The following is an 18,317-nucleotide window of genomic DNA, read 5'->3' on the forward strand; positions in this document are numbered from 1 at the left end:
GCCGCCGTCATGATGATCGAGCGAGCGGATCAGCTGGCCGCGATCGCCGGGGCGGTCGCCGAAGCCCGTGCCGGGGCGGGCGAGTTCGTCGTCGTCCGCGGCGGACTGGGGGCGGGACGGTCCGCCCTGTTGCACGCGGCGGGGGAGGAGGCAGCCGCGCGGGGGGTGCGGGTGGTCCGGGCGGCGGCGACACCGCTGGAACGAGGAGTCGCCCACGGCGTGGTCTGGCTGCTGCTGGAACCCTTGCTGGAGGCGGGCCGTCGCGGGGAACTGCTCACCGCCGTCCGGGCCGACAGCGAGTTCCCCGCCGACCCGCCCGACCCGCGCCGTGCCCACCTCGTGCTGCACGAGCTGCTGGAGCTGTTCACCGAAATGGTGCGCGACACCGGCCCGGTGGCCCTGCTCGTGGACGATCTCCAATGGGCGGACGCGGCTTCGGCGCGCTGGCTCGCGTATCTGGCCAAGCGGATGAGCAGGCTGCGGGTTCTCGTCGTCGCGACCTTGCTGGAGGGCGACGATTCCGCCGACGACATCGTGGTCAAGGACATCGCCCGCACCGCGGCGCGCACGGTGCACGCCACGCCGCTCTCGGCCGCCGGTGTCCGGGCCTACCTGACCGCCCGCTGCGGAGCCGAACCCGACCCCGGGTTCGCGGACGCCTGCCTCGCCCGCACGGGTGGTTCGCCGATGTTGCTGGACGCGCTGGTCAACACGATGCTCGGGCACGGGCTGCGCCCGGTCGCCTTGGCCGCGGCCGAACTCGGCGCGTTGCGTCCCTCGCCCGCGGCGGCCCGGCTGACCCGCTGCCTGCGCGCCCAGCCGGATGACGTCCGCGCGGTGGCCAAGGCGATGGCCGCGCTCGGCGAGGAGACCGAGTCCGGCGTCCTCGCCGAACTCGCCGGGCTCGATTCCCCGGACTTCGACGCGGCGCTGCGGGCGTTGCGGCGGCTGGGCATCGTCGAGACCCCCGCCGACGGCCTGCTGCGGTTCGCCGGCGGGATGGCCGGCGATCTCGTCGCGGACCAGTTGAGCGCCGAGGAACAGGACAGCCTGCACCTGCGTGCCGCGAACGTCCTGTATCGCAACGGAAGGCCGGTCGAACAGATCGGCCGTCAGCTGCTCGCCACGGTCGCCGAACCCGAGCCGTGGGCCGCGGACGTGCTGCGGACCGCGGCCAGTGCCGCGCTGGCCAACTCGTCGCCCCGCACGGCCGCCCAGTACCTGCGGCACGCGCTGGCGCATCCGGGCGCCGACCGCGCGGAACTGCTCGTCGATCTCGCCGCCGTCGAACGCGGCTACGACCTGCCCGCCGCCCATCGGCATCTGCATCAGGCGCTGGGCCTGATGCGGGATCCGGTCGATCGCGCCTTCGCGCTCGGCCTGCTCCCGGTGGTGGCCGGGCTCCGGTTCGCCGCGGACGTCCGCCGTCTCCGGCAGGTGCTCGTGGAACTGCGGGAGGTCCCCGGCCCGGCCGCGGCCGAAGCGGCGTTGCGCATGGAAGCCCGGCTTCGCTACCTCGAACGAGGAGTGCCCGGCGCGGGGGACGCGGCGGCGGACCGGCTGGCCGAACTCGGTCCCGCGCCCGCCCAGGGGTCTTCGGCCCAGCGGGAACTGGTCGCGGTCCTGCTGTACCTGATGACCGTCGCGGGCGCCGCGCCCCGGGAGTCCATTGTGGACCTGTCCCGGCAGGTGCTGGAACGGGAACCCGGTTCACCGGACCAGATGTACACCACGTTCCCGCTCACCGTGCTGGTGCTGGCCGCGGCGGATTCGCTCGACGGAGTGGACTCGTGGCTCGCGGCGGCGTGCGGCCCCGCCGCCGACCCCGACCTCCCGACGCTGGTCGCCTGGGCGGGCCAGGCGCTGGTGGCCTCGGCGACGGGACTGCTCGGCGTCGCCCGCGACCGGGCGCAGGCGGTGCTCGCCTCGGCGGGCCCCAGCCGGGTCGGGATCACCATGACGGCGATGCGTGTGCTGGCCGAAATCGCGATGGAGCAACGAGATCCGGCGCTCGCCCGGCTGCTCGTCGACAACCTGGAGGCCGACCACGACCCTTGGCTGCGGTCACTGGCCTACGGCACCCTGGCGCTGACCGAGGCCAATCACACCGCGGCCGCCGAGTATTTCCTCGACTGCGTGCATCAGCTGGAGCGGTTCGGGAACCGGGTGCTGCTGCCGCTGCGCGGTCAGATCGCGCTGCTGCTGGCGGCGACGGACGATCCGAAGCGGGCCGAGGCGGTCGCGCAGGGCGAGGTCGAGCGGGCCTTGTCGTGGGGCGCGCCGTCGTCGATCGGACGCGCGCTGCGGATCCGCGCGACCTTGCTCGACCGGGACGAGGACGCCGTCCCGGTGCTGCGCGAGGCCGCGGAGACCCTGGCCCGCTCGGGAGACCGGCTCGAACTCGCGCGCACCCTGGTACTGCTCGGCGAACGGGGATCCGGGCCCGACGCCCGGGAACGGTTGCTGGAGGGACGGAGCCTCGCGGCCGGATGCGGCGCGAGCTGGCTGACCGGCTCCGGGGAGCCACCTGATCAGGCGGACGGCCTGCTGACCGCGACCGAGCAGCGCGTGGTGGAGCTGGCGGTGTCCGGGCGCCGCAACCGCGACATCGCGGAACTGCTGGAGGTCACGGTGCGCGCGGTGGAGAAGCATCTCACCAGTTCGTATCGCAAACTGGGCATCACCGGCCGTGCCCAGCTGGCGGCGGCGATGCGGGGCCACCGGGCGGGGTGAGCCCCGGTCAGGATCCGGCGGGCGCCGCCGTGCCGAGGCGGCCCTGCAGCCACGCCGCGGCCAGCTCCACCCGGGAATGACTGCCGGTGCGCTCGAACAGCGACGTCAACCGGGCTTCGACGCGTTTCTCGCTGACCTGCAGGGCCGCCGCGATCTGCCGGTTCGTGTGGCCGCTCGCGATCAGGCCGACGATGTGGCGCTCCAAGGGATCCAGCGCCGCCCGGCCGGTCCGGTCCGCCTCCTCCGGCGCGAAGGCGATGCGGTGCCGGTCGAGCAGCGCCGAAACGGATGTCAGCTCGGCGACCGCGCCGAGCCGCTCCAGCGTCCGGTGCGCTTCCAGCAGTGACGGCGCCGGGGCCGGGCTCACCTCGCCGAACGCCGTGCACGCCTCGGCGACGCGGAACACGTCGCCGGACTGCCGGGCCAGTTTCATCCCCGCGCGTACCGATTCCAGGTCTCCGCGCACGAGACCGCCGCACACCAGGGCCGCCTCCTGGACCGACGCGGTCGGGCACCGGGTCGCGAGGCTCTCCAGCTCGGCGAGCAGACGGGTCATGTTCTCGGTGTCACCGTGGCGCCGCGCGCCGTACAGGAGCCGCGCGAGGAGCCGTTCCATCCCCGCCCGCACGCCGCGTTCGCGGCAGTCGAGGTAATCCCGCCAGCCGCGCTCCACCGCCTCGTCGTGCCTTCCTTCGGTTTGGCGCAGGCGGCAGCGCACCCAGGCCGCACAGGCGTCGGCGGACGTCCGGAAAGGCAAGCGGCGCAACCACTCCGCCGCTCGGTCCGGCCGGCCGCGCTGGGCGCAGATCTCCGCGGCGAACACGCTCGCGAACCGGTGGCGGCGAGGTGGGTCCCACCAGAGGCGGCCCCCTTCGAGCCGCCGCGCCAGCGACAACGCCGTGTCCCACTCGCCCTCGCGGTAGGCCTGCCGGACGGCGTGCCAGTCACTCGAAAACCCGGACGAGGGTGGTTGGTAGCGGCCGCGCAACAGGACCTTCAGCACGCTGACCGTGTCGAGGACGTCGGCGGCCTCGGCGACGTCTTCGTGTGGCGGCATGTCCGTCGACACCAGCCATTCTTCGGCCGGTCTGCCCCCGTCACCGGGCAGGGAGCCGAGAAGTGTTCCCGCGCCGAGGGCGAACAAGCGGTCGTCCTCGGCGCCGGCGGCCCGCGCGAGGGCCCGGACCGCCTCGGCGGCCACCGGCCGGTCGGCCCGGTTGACCGCGTCCAGCAGGCGGCGGCAGTCGTGTCCCGCGTCGAGGGCGCGGCCGACCTCGGTGGCCAGCGGCCGGACGACGTCGAGTTCGGCGAGCCGCTGATCGTGGGCGAGCGCGCCCAGCCAGCACAGCAGGGCGGTGGCGGACGGCTCGGCGCCGGTGAGCCGCGGCGCGACGACGGTCGCCAGGTCGTCGGCCAGCGCGCCGTACTCACCGGCCGCGAGGCCGTCCGCGAGCAGCGCGCGAAGCGTTCCGGGGAAACGGGTGTCGGCCGGAGCGAGCAGCCGCAGCGCCGCCCTCCGGTAGCGGCGTGCGGCCGGCAAGTCGGCTTTCGCCGCCGCTTCGAGCAGCAGGCCCGCCGCCTCGGGATCCGGCGGCGACGGCGGAAGCTCCGCGAGATACGGGGCGATCTCCTCGGATCGCCGCTCCCGGACGATCCGCCGGTGCAGCGCGGTGCGCCAGCGCGTGCCGTGCTCCAGCCGGAGCCTGTCGGCCAGCGCGGGGACGACGAACTCGATCGCGCCGCCGGTCCCGGTGCGGAGAATCCCGGCGCGGACCAGATCGTCGAGGGCCTGTCCCGCGGTGGAGGGCGGCAGCGCCGCCGCGGAAGCCAGCCAGGGCAGCCTTTCGAGGGTGGGAGCGCTTTGCTCGCTCAGCACCGCGACGATGGCCGCCAGCCGGCGGGCGCGCGGCCCGAGCCGCCGCAGCCGGAGTGTCTCGGGATGTCCGCCGGGCAGCACGATCGGCGTTCCCGCGCCGGTCAGGCACACGTGCTCGTCGATGACCGACAGCCTGCCGGTGGCGCGCAGTCCCGCGACCGTCGCGCCGACCGTGCCGGGATTGCCGAACAGCGGCCCGAGCGCGGCGCGGACCGTCGTGACGAACGCGGGATCGCTCGCGATCCGCCCGGCGCGGGTCGTCCAGCCGGGGAGCAGCGCCGTCGTCTCTTCGGCGGTCAGGGGCCGGAGACCGATCGTGCCGTCGGCGACCGCGAACACCTTGCCGACCGGGCCGTCCCGCCTGTCCCGGCCGGTCACGGACGCGACGGTGACCGTCCCGGTGGCGCGGGCGCCCTCGGCGACCAGGGTGAGCACGGTGGCGAGATCCGGGGGGAGCAGGTCGAAGTCGTCGAACTGCAGCACGACGCGGCCGCGCGGGGCGAGCGTGGCGAGGACGGTGACCAGGTCGTGGGCCGTCGTCCGCGGCCCGGCACCGGAACCCGACTCCAGCCGGGTCCGCAGCCAGGCGACCGCGCTGAGCATGCTGACCAGCTCGGGGCGCGCGAGGGCGGTGATCAGCTCGACCAGCTGGGTCGTCAGCCGGAGGAGGGCTGTCTCGGGTTCGGGGCCGGCGGGTACGGCCAGCACGGCGGCGCCGGCGCGGCGGCCGCGCTGGACGAGACCGGAGAGGACGGTGCTGCGGCCACTGCCCGGCGGCCCGTGCACCACCCAGATCGCGCCGGGCCCGGCGAGCACCCGGTCCAACGCGGCCTGCGCGTCCTCCGGTCCGGCGCTCGTGACGGCCGTCGCTCCCATTTCCCTCCTCGGCCGGCGCGGGACCACGGCGCGGCCGGGCGACGGTCTTTCCGAGCATGGCGCAAGGAGGACCGTGCGGTCGGGAGGTCAGGCGGCCGGGGCACCTTCGGCCAGCATAGTTGCCCCGGCGGACCACGGTCGACTCGTTCGTCGTACGGGGCGGCGCGCCACACGGTCACGCCCGGCCAAGTCCGTGAAGGACCCCTTCATGTACCTAGGCGCAAGTATGGGGGCCTTCACGTACTTCGACGCCGGACCTGCGCGACGCCCGCCAAGTCAGGGAAGCGGGGTCGGAGCGGGTTGTGGGGGCGGCACATCGGTCTCGATCACCTTTGGTACGCCCCGCAGGCTCCGCAGCGCCACCAGCGCGAGGATCGTCATGACCGCCGCGCTGCCCAGCATGCTGGTGCGGATGCCGCCGACGAACGACTCCTCGGCCGCGGTCCGGACCGCCGTCGCCACCGGTTCGGGCAGGCCGGTCGCGACCGCGGCGGTGGCGCTGAACGATTCCCGCACCTGCGCGGCCAGATCGGGCGGCACCCCGGCGGGCAGCGTCAGTTCGGCGTGGTAGACCGCCGACAGCACGCTGCCGACCACCGCGATCCCGAGCGAGCCGCCGAGTTCGTAAGCGGTGGCGGAGATCGCGGACGCGGCGCCGGCCCGGTCCCGGGGGACGGTGCCGAGGATGGTGTCGCCGGTGACGGTCAGCGTGAGCCCGGCGCCCGCGCCGAAAGCCACCTGCGCGGCCAGCACCAGCAGGTACGACGAGTCCGTGCTGATCGCGCCGAACAGCCCGAAGCCGATCGACGCCAGCGCCAGCCCGCCCGCGACCGTCGGCGCCCGGCCGAACCGGCGCACCGCCTTGGCCGCCACGACACCGCCCGCGACGAGCGCGGCGACGGCACCGGGCACGAACGCCAGCCCGGAGCGCAGCGGGCTCCAGCCCAGCACGAGCTGGAAGTACTGGCTGGAGATCAGCGCGAACGCCGACATCGTGAACACCGACACCAGATTCGAGCCGACCGAGGCCGAGAAACCGCGACGCCGGAACAGATCGAGGTCGATCAGCGGCTGCTCCAGCCGTCGCTGACGCCGGGCGAACCACAGCAGGGACGCGCCCCCGAGGGTGAACGCGCCGAGCACCTCCGGGTACCAAAGCCCGACGTAGAAGGCGCCTTTCAGTGCGTACACGACGGCGACCAGCCCGACGATGGACAGCAGGACACTGGGCAGGTCGAGCCGCAACCGGCCGCTGGACCGGGATTCCGGGACGACGCGGGCGGCGCCGAGGATCAGCAGCGCCACCGGGATGTTGACGAGGAACACCGAACCCCACCAGAAGTGTTCCAGCAGGACCCCGCCGACGATCGGGCCGATGGCGAAACCCGCGGCCGAAACCCCGGCGGTGACCCCGACGGCGGCCGTCCGGGCCCGCTGCGTGGTGAAAACCGCGCGCAGCAAGGAGGTCGTCGACGGCAGCACGGCGGCGCCCGCGATCCCCAGCAGCGCGCGGGCCGCGATGAGCAGCTCGGCGCTCGGGGCGTAGGCCGCCACCAGTGAGCCCAGCGCGAACGCCGCGACGCCGATCAGCAGCACCCGGCGCCTGCCGAACCGGTCGCCGAAATTGCCCATCGTCACCAGCAGGCCGCCCATGGCGAACCCGTAGACGTCGGCGATCCACAGCAGTTCCTCGGCCGACGCGCCGAGCTGCGTGGTCAGCGCGGGGACCGCCAGATGCAGCACGGTCATGTCGATCGCGACCATCAGCTGTGCCAGGCAGGACACCATGATCGTCGCGATGTCGCGGACCTTGGCGCTCATGCGGCCACCGCCTCTCGCGGGCGGGCGCGCCGTCTCGGCTTCAGGGTGTCCCGGAGGTCGGCGCGCAGCAGGGTGAACGCCGACGTCAGCCCGGGCAGCCGGTGCAGCAGGTGGTCCGGACCGGCGACGAGGACCCGGCCGACGCCGAGGGTGGCGAACCGGTGGACCAGCCCCGGCAGCCGGACCGCGTTGACCGTCGACTCCAGCAGGAGCGACGCCGCCTCGTCGCCGGTCCGGACCGGCTCACCGTCCTGATCGGACACGATCGGCAGCTCCGGATCCGCGAAACCGAATCCGCCGAAGACCTCTTCCGCCAGCCGGTCGCGCAGTCCGCCGAGCGTCCGCGCGTGCGCCGCGGGACGCATGGTGGTGAGCGCGTAGCCGCCGGCGGCCCGGACCCGGCGGACGAACTCGTCCAAATCGGACTCGCGCAGGGTCACCAGGTGGACCTCGTCGTCGAACCGGCCGGAGAGTTCGTGGCCGATCCCGTCGAGGATCCCGCCGAGTGCCGCTCCCGGCGTGCGCACGACGAACTGACTGACGAGATCCTGGTGTGTCGTCTCGAAGTACTCCCGTTCCCGCCGGGCGACGGCGTCGACGAGCCGGACGAGATCCGCCACGGGAAGGGCGCCGGCGCGGGCCACGGCGGCGCGTTCCCCGAAGCTGGCGCCGCCGACCGCGACCGGCGCCAGCCCGTGCTCCCGCTCGGCGCGTTCGGCCAGCGCCAGCGACGCCAGTACGAACGCGATCTGGGTGTGCTCGTTGTACTCCTCGTCCGTTCTGGCGAGCGGATCCAGCAGGGAGCGGCCGAGTGCCCGCTCCGCCACGCCGAGCAGGCGCCGGGCCAGGGGATCGATGACGAGGAAGCGGCCCAGTTCGCGGGCACGGGCCGGGCCCATGCCGGGGAACAGGACGGCATCGGTGGAACTTTCCACTGCGCACACCCGGTTTCGTGGTGGGGATCAGAGTTGTTCGGCGGCGGCGAAGTGCTCCAGCCGCTTCCGGTCCGGTTTCCCGTTGCGGTTCAACGGGAACTGGTCGGTGACGAGGACGCGGTTCGGCTGCTCGGCGGGCGGCAGCACACCACAGATCCGGTCGCGCCAATAGCGCGAGTCCCGCAGCGCGTCGTCCTCGACGACGAAGACCAGGCTCGACCCGCGTCGCTGGTCGGGCAGCGCGACGATCTTCGCGGAGCAGCCGTCGGCGGCCAGCCGGTGCTCGATCACCTCGGGATGCAGGGTGTGCCCGTTGCGGTGCACCGCCCGTTTGCGCCCGACGACGAACAGGTTCCCGTCCGCGTCGAGACGGCCGAGGTCGCCGGTCGCGTACCAGCCGCGGTCGACGGGGATCACCTGGCCGCCGGCGTCGAGGTAGCCCTCCATGAGATCCGGGTCGAGGACGAACAGTTCGCCGATCTCGCCGTGGGGCAGCACGGTGCCGTCGTCGGCGCGGACCTCCAGGGCCAGTCCTTCGACGATCTGCCCGCAGCCGCGCGGGTTCCCGATGTTGGCGAAGGCGACGTTGCCCATCTCGGTGCTGCCGTAGCTGTCCAGCAGCGGCATACCGAACAGCTCTTCGGCCTGGTCCACGACGCCGGGTTCGAGTGGCGCGGCGCCGCTGCACAGCATGCGCACCCGGGAGAATTCCTCCTTCAGCGCAGGGCGTTTGCCGATGATGTTGAACAGGCTGCGATAGGTGGACGGCGTCGCGTCGACGACCGTCGCCCCGGCGCGTCCGGCCAGGCGCAGCGCGCGGTCGGGGCGGCGGTACGGCGCGATCACCAGCGAGCAGTCCCGCAGCCACGCGATCATCACCATCGAAAGGCCGTACTGATGGTTGAACGGCAGCAGCGGCAGGAGGACGTCGTCCGCGACGTGGCCGACCAGGTCGGCGTTGCGTTCGAGGTTCTTCAGGAACCGCGCGCCGTTCTTGGCGACGCCCTTGGGGACGCCGGTCGAACCGGACGACCACATCACGAGACTGTCGGGCAGCTTTTCCCAGACGTCGAAACGCAACTGGACGTCCGTCGGGGCCCGGTCGGCGGCGGCGACCATGATCTCGTAGGTGTAGGCCGACGGTGCGTCCGGCGGCATCGGCGCGTCGTCGTCGATGACGGCCAGCACGACCCCGGAACCGGCGATCGTCTCGGCGGTGCGGTCGGCGTGCTCCATGTGGTCGACGAGCACCACCGAAGCGCCGACGTGCATCAGCGCGACGAGGATCGTCAGATAGGCCAGCGTGTTGTCGGCCTTGAGCAGGACACGGTCGCCGGAGCCGACGCCTCGGTCCCGCAGCACCTCGGCGACGCGGAGGGCCTGCTGTTCGAAGGCCGCGCCGCCGGTGACCGCGTCGGGGGAATAGATCTTCGCGAACATGGGGAAGTCCTTTCCGCTGTCAATCCAGGCTCACCGGGGCGATTTCGTCGAACACGTCGCCGGGACCGGGGTTGTCCGGATGGGTGCCGCCGCCGAGGTGCTCGACGACACCCCATACGGCGTTCAGGGCGGTGGTGACCGCGCTCTCGGAGAAACCGGCGATCCACGCGACGTCGTCGCCGGCGAGGAAGAAGCCGCGGTGGTGCTCGGCGGCGTCACGCTGCATGAACTGGGTAAACAGGCGCCGCTGGTAGCGGTAGCTGCCGGGAAGGCAGGATTTGAAGGCGCCCTTGAAATGCGGCTGCGTCTCCCAGGTGATCGCGATCGGCGGGCCGATCATGTGCGATCGGATGTCGACGCCCGGATAGATCTTGGCCAGCGCGGAGAGCATCACGTCGAGCCGCTCGTCCGGGCTCAGCGACGCGACCTTGAGCGAGTCGTCGTTCCAGGTGTAGGAGAGCAGCATCGTGCCGGGTTCGTCGGGGCCGTTGTCGATCAGGTAGACCCCGCGCGGGATGCGGTCGGTGAGCGTCGTGCTCATCACGTCGCGGCCGGTCGCCGGGTCCTGGTCGAGCCAGAACGGCCGGTCGGTGATGACGAACAGTTTCGACGCGCCCATGTAGTGGGTGCGCTCCAGCGCGGTCCAGACCGGCTGCGGCAGCAGGGCATCGTCGCTCTTCATCCCCGAGAGCAGGTTCCAGTTCTGCGCGGCGAAGATCGCCGCCGGGTACGTGCGCACGTCGCGGTCCGCGTCCTCGATGGTGAACCCGCGGCCGGTGCGGTCGATCCGCACCACCGCCGGGCGCGGCTCGTCACCGTGCAGGCTTTTCAGCGAGGTACCGGACGGCCAGTACTCGAGATCGGCGGGCTCGTCCGCCCACAGCCCGAGCGGCAGCTGCTGGCAGCCGCCGAGGATCCGGTGGTGCTCGTCGCTGGTGTCGGTGCAGATCACCCGCAGGATCTCGAGCGCGGAGTTGGGGAAGTCGGTGTCCCAGCCGCCGCAGCCGAAGCCGACCTGGCCGAAGATCTCGCGGTGCTCGAAGGACGAGAACAGCGGCGACGACGTGAGGAAGCCGTAGAACGACACGTTGTCGAACTTCGTGACCAGGTGGTTCCACAGCGCCTTGATGGTCGTGATGTCGCGGCGCCGGATGGCGTCCTCCATCAGCGACATGTCGGCCTGCTCCTGGAGCGTCTTCGTCCAGGCGTCGTTGACCTCGCGGTACACCGGCGGCAGGTCGGCGGACGTGCGCGCCCAATGGTTCTCGCCGTGCAGGTTGATCACCGTGCTCGGTGACGCGGGGGAGAGCGGGTTGGGGAACGGCGTCGTCTCCAGGCCCACCTTGTCGATGTAGTGGAACAACGCCCCGGCGGACGGCGGGAAGCGCATCGCGCCCAGTTCGGCGACGGCGTCCGGGTAGCCGGGCAGGCTCACCGAGCGCATCCGGCCGCCGAGCTGTTCGGCTTCGTAGATCACGGGTTTGAGGCCGAGCTTCATCAGCTCGTAGGCGGCCACCATCCCGGACAGGCCGCCGCCGATCACCGCGACCTCGGTGCCGTGCGCCTGGCGTGGCACGCGGCCGAGACCGGCGGGATGGCGGAGCCAGTCGTCGTAGGCGAACGGGAAATCGGGGCACAGCATGCTCGCCGGCGGCGCCGCCTCGGCGCGGGGGCCGGGCAGGATGCGTTCTTCGACGGGAGACAGGGTCATCGGCGTTACCTCCGGCACTGGTTCTGGCGTCGCGCGGACGACCGCGGGCCGGCACGGCTGACGCCGGCGTTCTCGTGCGGCTACGGGTCTCGGCGCTGAAATCCGGTTCGCCGAAAGCCACGTTAACGATTCCGTCCCGGCGCGCCGGATACCTTTTCCACCGCTTGCCCACGGCACGGAAACCGGGCAGGGGAGCGGCCGGTTACCCGGCGGTGGAACAGTTCCGCCCCGTCGGCGGCGGCCGCTGTGGCTAGCTGGACCGCGACTTCCCTGTGCCGGGCGACCCGAGGTGGCGAGTGCGCGCATGACCGAGCTGGATTCCCTGCGACGGCTGGAAAGCAGGCCGCGCGCCGAGCGGCGCCGGACACTGCTGGGCCTGGTGCGCCGGGCGACGTCGGCGGTGCTGGACGGGCCGCTCCCGCCCGGCCGCACCTTCGCCGATCTCGGGTTCGATTCCCTGCTGGCGGTGAAGCTGCACGCGTGGCTGACCACCGAGACCGGGCTCGACCTGCCGGTGACCCTGGCCTACGACCATCCCGGACCCGAATCGCTGGCGGCCTTCCTCGACGAGTGCCTCTTCGGCGCCGGGCCCGAGGACGCCGCGGAAGGTGGCGCGGCCACCGGCGAACCGATCGTGATCGTCGGTATCGGCTGCCGTTTCCCCGGCGGCGCGGACTCACCCGAGGGCCTGTGGTCCATTGTGGACGACGGAAGGGACGTGGTCACGGAATTCCCCCGTGATCGCGGCTGGGACGTCGACGGCCTCTACGACCCGCGCCCGGGAACCCCGGGCAAGACCTACGTGCGCCACGGCGGATTCCTGTCCGGCGCGGCGGAATTCGACGCCGGGTTCTTCGGGATCTCGCCGCGCGAGGCGCTGGCGATGGACCCGCAGCAACGGCTGGTCCTGGAGACGGCATGGGAGGCGCTGGAACGCGCCGGGATCGACGCCGGGACCCTGACCGGCAGCCGGACCGGAGTGTTCGTCGGCGCCGAGCCGCAGGAATACGGCACCCGCCTGGCCGATGCGCCCGAGGGGCTCGACGGGCTCCTGCTCACCGGCAGCGCGCCGAGCGTCGTCTCCGGAAGGATCGCGTACACCCTCGGCCTGCAGGGACCGGCGTTGACCGTCGACACCGCCTGCTCCGGCTCGCTGGTCGCGCTGCATCTCGCGGTCCGCGCGCTGCGGAACGGCGAATGCGGTCTCGCGCTCGCCGGTGGGGTCGCCGTGCTCGGCACCCCCGGCCCGTTCGTGGCCTTCTCGAACCAGCGCGGCCTGGCGCCGGACGGGCGGTGCAAGCCGTTCTCGGCCGCGGCGGACGGGACCGCGTGGGCCGAAGGTGCCGGGATGTTCGTCCTGGAAAGGCTTTCCGACGCCGTACGGCACGGCCATCCGGTACTCGCGGTGATCCGGGGGAGCGCGGTCAACTCCGACGGCGCGTCGAACGGGCTCACCGCGCCGAACGGCCCGTCCCAGCAGCGGGTGATCCGCGCCGCGCTGGCCGACGCCGGCGTCAGATCGTCCACTGTGGACGCCGTCGAGGCGCACGGCACGGGGACCACGCTCGGCGACCCGATCGAGGCTCAGGCGCTGCTCGCGACCTACGGCCGGGACCGGGAAACGCCGCTGTGGCTGGGTTCGGTCAAGGCCAACATCGGGCACACGCAGGCGGCCGCGGGGGCGGCCGGAGTGATCAAGATGATCATGGCGCTGCGCCACGGCCGCCTGCCGCGCACCTTGCACGGCGCCGATCCGACCCCGGCGGTCGACTGGTCCGCCGGCGCGGTCTCGCTGCTGGCCGAGCCGGTCTCCTGGCCGCGGGGCGAAGAGCCGCGCCGGGCCGCCGTGTCGTCGTTCGGCATCTCCGGCACGAACGCCCACTTGATCCTGGAGGAACCCGCGCCCGCCCCGCCCGCCGAATCCGCGCCCTCGGCACGGTCGCCGATCGCCCTCGCGTTCTCGGCCGCCGATCCGGACGCGTTGCGTGCCCACGCGGCCCGGCTCGCCGCCCTCGACGCGCACCCGGAGGACCTCGGGTTCTCCCTCGCCAAGACCCGCGCGACACTGGCAGAGCGCGCCTTCGTCCTGGCCCCGGACGCCGCGGGCCTGACGGAAGCGCTGACCGCGTTCGACGAGCGGGTGCTGCGCGGCGGTCCGCTCCAGGAGCCGGCCGAACTCGCGTACCTGTTCACCGGGCAGGGCGCCCAGCGGATCGCGATGGGCCGTGAGCTTTACGACGCCTACGACGTCTATGCCGAGGCTTTCGACGACGTCTGCGCACATGTCGACCTGCAGCTCGATCCGCCGCTGCGGGACGTGGTGTTCGGCGAGACCGACCCGGCGTCGCTCGACCGCACCGACTACGCGCAGCCCGCGTTGTTCGCCGTCGAGGTCGCCCTGTTCCGGCTGCTGGAGTCCTGGGGTGTCGCCCCCGCCTACCTGTGCGGGCATTCCGTCGGCGAGTTCGCGGCCGCGCACGTCGCCGGTGTGCTGTCGCTGTCCGACGCGGCGATGCTGGTGACCGCCCGCGGAAGGCTCATGCGAGAGCTGCCCGAAGGCGGCGCGATGGTGTCCCTGCGTGCCTCCGAGGAGACCGCCCGGACTTTGCTGACCGGGTATGAAGAGAGCGCCGGGATCGCGGCCGTCAACGGTCCGGACGCGGTCGTGCTGTCCGGCGCCCGCGACGCGCTGGAGAAGGCGATCGGCGGCTTCGGTGGCAAGGTCAAGTGGCTCAACGTCAGCCACGCGTTCCACTCCCCGTTGATGCGCGACATGCTCGACGACTTCGCCCGGATCGCGCGGCTCGCCGACTACCACCCGGCGAACCTGCCGATCGTCTCGACGGTCACCGGCGAGATCGGCGGGCACGACTCGGCCGGGTACTGGATCCGCCACGTCGAAGCGACCGTCCGCTTCGCCGACGCGCTGGGTGTCCTGCGGGACCACGGCTGCGGCACCTACCTCGAACTAGGCCCGGACGGCGTCCTCTCGGCGCTGGTCGACGACGGTGTCGCGCGACCGTTGCTTCGCCGGGACCGGCCCGAAGTCCCCGAACTCCTGACCGCGCTGGGCACCGCCCACGTCCGCGGGGTGGACGTCGACTTCGCGGCGCTCGCTCCCGGCGGGCGCCGGATCGACCTCCCGACCTACCCGTTCCAGCGGTCGAAGTACTGGCTCACCCCCGGCCCGGGCGGAGACGCGCGTGGCCTCGGCCTGCGCCGCGCCGAACATCCGCTCCTCGGGGCGGTGGTCGCGACGCCCGGCGGCGACACCGTGTTCACGGCGCGGCTCTCGACGACCGACCAGCCCTGGCTGGACGGCCACCGGGTCGGCGGCGACGTTCTCTTCCCCGGTACCGGTTTCCTCGAACTCGCGTTGCACGCCGGCGCCGAAACGGGCTGCGGCCGCGTGGAGGACCTGACCCTGGGCGCCCCGCTCGTGGTGTCGGGTGCGGCCGAGGTACAGGTGGTGGTGGCCGCCGCGGACGAGGACGGCCGCCGCGCGGTCTCCGTCCATTCGCGACCGGAACACGGCGAGGACTGGACGCGGCACGCGAACGGCACCCTCGTTCCCGACACCGATGCCGTACCCGCGGCTGTCAAATGGCCACCGCCGGGAGAATCCCAGTCCCTGGAAGGGTTCTACGACGACCTGCCCGGCTTCGGTTACGAGGGGGTGTTCCGCGGCCTGCGGTCCGTGTGGATCGACGGCGACGATGTCTACGCCGAGGTCGAGCTTCCCGCGGACGAGGACGGCGGCTTCGGCGTTCATCCGGCACTGCTGGACGCCGGGCTGCACGCGATGTTCTTCCGCGAGTCGGCGGAATCCGCCGGTGGGCTGCCGTTCTCCTGGTCGGACGTCCGCCTGCGGGCGAGTGGCGCGACCGCGCTGCGGCTGCGGATCACGTTCCACGCGGCGGACACCGTGTCGCTGGTCGCCGTCGATCCGTCGGGTTCGGAGGTGCTGAGCGTCGGCTCGCTGGTCGTCCGCCGCCCGGCGGCGCGTGGCCGGGAACTTCCCAGTGGACTGTTCACTGTGGACTGGACGCCGGTCGCGGCCCCGGAACCGGTGCCGTGCACGGCGTACCCGGAGGTCGTTTCCGGCAAGCCCACAGTGCTGTCGGTGTTGCCCGAAGGCGACCCGGTCACCTCGGCACACGATCTCGCCGCCCGTGTCCTGGAAGTCCTCCAGGGCTGGGTGACGCGGGAAGAGTCCACTTTGGTCGTCCACACGCGACACGCGGCGGGCCCGGACGGCACCGATCCGGCGGCCGCGGCGATCTGGGGCCTGGTGCGCAGTGCCCAGGCCGAGCATCAGGGCCGATTCGTCCTCGTCGACGGCGAGGCCGAAGACGTGCCGATGGCCGTGGCGACCGGGGAACCGCAGGTCGCCGTGCGCGACGGCGTCCCGCTCGTGCCGCGGATCGCCGAGGCGGGAACGGGAGTGCTGTTGCCGCCCGACGGGCACTGGCGGCTGGGCAAGTCCGGCGAGGGCACGGTCGACGACCTCGTCCTGGAGAGCGCCGTCGAACCGGACCTCGGACCGGACGACGTGCGCGTCGCCGTCCGCGCGGCGGGGCTGAACTTCCGCGACGTGCTGAACGTCCTGGGCATGTACCCGGGGGAGGCCGGGCCGCTGGGCTGCGAGATCGCCGGGACCGTGCTGGCCACCGGCACCGCGGTGGCCGATCTGGTGCCAGGTGACCGCGTGATGGGCATGGTGCACGGCGCGATCGGCCCGGTCGCCGTCGGTGAACGCCCGTTCCTGACGCGGGTCCCGGACGCGTGGACCGACGAGCAGGCCGCGACCGTCCCGCTCGTCTTCCTGACCGCGTACTACGCGCTGGTCGACCTCGCCGGACTGAAGGCGGGCGAGTCGATCCTGATCCATTCGGCCGCGGGCGGGGTCGGGATGGCCGCGACCCAGCTCGCCCGCCATTTGGGCGCCGAGGTGTTCGGCACCGCGAGCGAGGGCAAGCAGCACGTCTTGCGCGCCGCCGGGCTGCCCTCGGACCACATCGCCTCGTCACGGACTCTCGACTTCGCCGACGCCTTCCGGACCGCGACCGGCGGACACGGGGTCGACGTCGTGCTCAACTCCCTCGCGGGAGAGTTCGTCGACGCCTCCCTCGCCGTGACCGCGGCCGGCGGCCGGTTCCTCGAAATGGGCAAGACCGACCTCCGCGCACCGGCGGACGTGGCCTACCGCGCCTTCGATCTGATCGAGGCGGGCCGCACGCGCACCGCCGAGATCTGGGCCGAGCTGATCACCCTGTTCGACCAGGGGGCGCTCACCCCGCTGCCGGTGCGGACCTGGGACGTCCGGCACGCGCCCGACGCGTTCCGGTTCGTCAGCCAGGCCAGGCATGTCGGCAAGGTCGCGCTCACCATCCCGCGGCCGCTGGACCCGGAACGGGCGGTGCTCGTCACCGGCGGCACCGGCGGCCTCGGAGCGCTCGTCGCGCGGCATCTCGTGACCGCGCACGGCGTCCGCAAGCTGCTGCTCACCAGCCGCCGCGGCCCGGACGCGCCCGGTGCGGGAGAACTGACGGCGGAGCTCACCGGACTGGGCGCCGAAGTCCGCGTCGTGGCCTGCGACGTCGCCGATCGGGACGCGCTCGCCGCGCTGCTGGACGGCGTCGAGCTGACCGGCGTCGTCCACACCGCCGGTGTCCTCGACGACGGCGTGCTCACCGGGCTGACTCCCGAAAGGCTCGCGAAAGTGTTGCGCCCCAAGGTGGACGCGGCCTGGAATCTGCACGAGCTCACCCTGGGCCACGATCTCGCGCTCTTCGCGCTCTACTCGTCGGTGTCCGGGATCGTCGGCTCGGCGGGCCAGGCCTCCTACGCCGCCGCGAACACGTTCCTGGACGCCCTGGCGGCGCACCGCGGGACACAAGGCCTGCCCGCGGTCTCGCTCGCGTGGGGACTCTGGCGGGAGGGCATGGGCAGCGGGCTGGCCGAGCACGACGTCGACCGGATGGCCCGCGAGGGCCTGCCGCCGCTGACCGCGGAGTCCGGGCTGGCCCTGTTCGACGCCGCCCTCGACGGCGGGTTCACCACCGTCCTGCCGATCGAACTCGACCGTCCCGCGCTGCGCGCCCACGCCAGGACCACCGAAGTCGCTCCTGTGCTGCGCGGTCTCGCGAAGGTCACCACCCGGCGCGCGGCGGCGCCCGCGGCCACGGGCGGCGCCGGTCTCGCGGAGCGGCTGACGGCACTGCCCGACGACGAACGCGTGGCTCTGCTGATCGATCTGGTGCGGCACAACGCCGCCGCCGTCCTCGGGCACGAGGCGGGCGGCATGATCGATCCGGCACGCGCGTTCAAGGACCTCGGCTTCGACTCGCTGACGTCGGTCGAACTCCGGAACCGGATCAACGCCGTCACCGGCCTGCGCCTGTCGGCCACCGCGGTGTTCGACCATCCGACCGTCGCCGCGCTCGCCGGGCACCTGCTGACCGAGCTGGCGCCGCCGTCGCTCAGCGCGGCCGACGCGGTGCTCGCCGAACTCGACCGGCTCGAAGAACGCCTGACCGCGGTCGACGACGACGGCCGGACCGCGGTCGCCGGACGGCTGCGGGCCCTGCTCGACGGCATCGCCACGCCGGGGAGCGACGTCGGTGGACGCCTGGAGGACGCGACCGCGGACGAGGTCGTCGACTTCCTGGCCACCGAGCTGGGGATTTCGTGATGGCGGACAAGAAAGCCGTCGCCAAGGTGCTGGCCGACATCGAGCGGCTGGGCGAACGCCTCGGCGAACTGGATCCCGAAGACCGCAAGAAGGTCGCCAAGCCGCTGAAGAAGCTGCTGCTGGCCTACGCGGCGGGCGACAAGGACGACGAATTCGACGACCTGCTCTTCGACGCCGCTGTCGACAAGGTCTTCGACTTCCTCACCGACGAGATCTTCTGACCACCGAGCG

The 18,317-nt window shown here is 72.8% G+C and carries 8 protein-coding genes; 3 read left to right on the forward strand and 5 right to left on the reverse strand.

The genetic code is table 11. The features are described from left to right. Positions 1 to 9: 9 nt before the first annotated feature. Complete coding sequence (locus tag ACOCEP_RS25685) at positions 10 to 2,733, forward strand: AAA family ATPase (protein WP_482331535.1); 2,724 nt, start codon at positions 10 to 12, stop codon at positions 2,731 to 2,733. 7 nt (positions 2,734 to 2,740) lie between these two features. Here ACOCEP_RS25685 and ACOCEP_RS25690 read toward each other — a convergent pair whose 3' ends face one another. The 5 genes from ACOCEP_RS25690 to ACOCEP_RS25710 form a co-directional block, all read right to left on the reverse strand. After that, complete coding sequence (locus tag ACOCEP_RS25690; protein ID WP_482331536.1) at positions 2,741 to 5,485, reverse strand: LuxR C-terminal-related transcriptional regulator; 2,745 nt, start codon at positions 5,483 to 5,485, stop codon at positions 2,741 to 2,743. A 276-nt stretch (positions 5,486 to 5,761) separates the two neighbouring features. After that, entirely contained in the window at positions 5,762 to 7,306 is a 1,545-nt protein-coding gene (locus ACOCEP_RS25695) for an MFS transporter (RefSeq protein WP_482331537.1), read from the reverse strand. Next, positions 7,303 to 8,241: an ACP S-malonyltransferase gene (locus ACOCEP_RS25700; RefSeq protein ID WP_482331539.1), complete on the reverse strand. Its 939-nt coding sequence runs from the start codon at positions 8,239 to 8,241 to the stop codon at positions 7,303 to 7,305. Before ACOCEP_RS25700 ends, ACOCEP_RS25695 begins: the two co-directional genes overlap by 4 nt. A gap of 27 nt (positions 8,242 to 8,268) precedes the next feature. Then, the gene (locus ACOCEP_RS25705) at positions 8,269 to 9,681 is read right to left on the reverse strand and encodes a class I adenylate-forming enzyme family protein (RefSeq protein WP_482331540.1); all 1,413 of its coding nucleotides are present in this window, start codon (positions 9,679 to 9,681) and stop codon (positions 8,269 to 8,271) included. A gap of 19 nt (positions 9,682 to 9,700) precedes the next feature. Continuing rightward, positions 9,701 to 11,392 (reverse strand): flavin monoamine oxidase family protein, encoded by a 1,692-nt coding sequence (locus ACOCEP_RS25710; RefSeq protein ID WP_482331541.1) that lies wholly within the window; start codon positions 11,390 to 11,392, stop codon positions 9,701 to 9,703. 304 nt (positions 11,393 to 11,696) lie between these two features. On the opposite strand from ACOCEP_RS25710, the gene ACOCEP_RS25715 reads away from it, so the two are divergent. Together ACOCEP_RS25715 and ACOCEP_RS25720 are read left to right on the forward strand one after the other, a co-directional pair. Beyond that, complete coding sequence (locus ACOCEP_RS25715; protein WP_482331542.1) at positions 11,697 to 18,086, forward strand: SDR family NAD(P)-dependent oxidoreductase; 6,390 nt, start codon at positions 11,697 to 11,699, stop codon at positions 18,084 to 18,086. Further along, complete coding sequence (locus ACOCEP_RS25720; RefSeq protein ID WP_219152973.1) at positions 18,086 to 18,307, forward strand: hypothetical protein; 222 nt, start codon at positions 18,086 to 18,088, stop codon at positions 18,305 to 18,307. The genes ACOCEP_RS25715 and ACOCEP_RS25720 overlap by 1 nt, the downstream gene beginning before the upstream one ends. The last annotated feature ends 10 nt before the right edge of the window (positions 18,308 to 18,317 follow it).

Source organism: Amycolatopsis sp. CA-211722 (assembly GCF_056828465.1).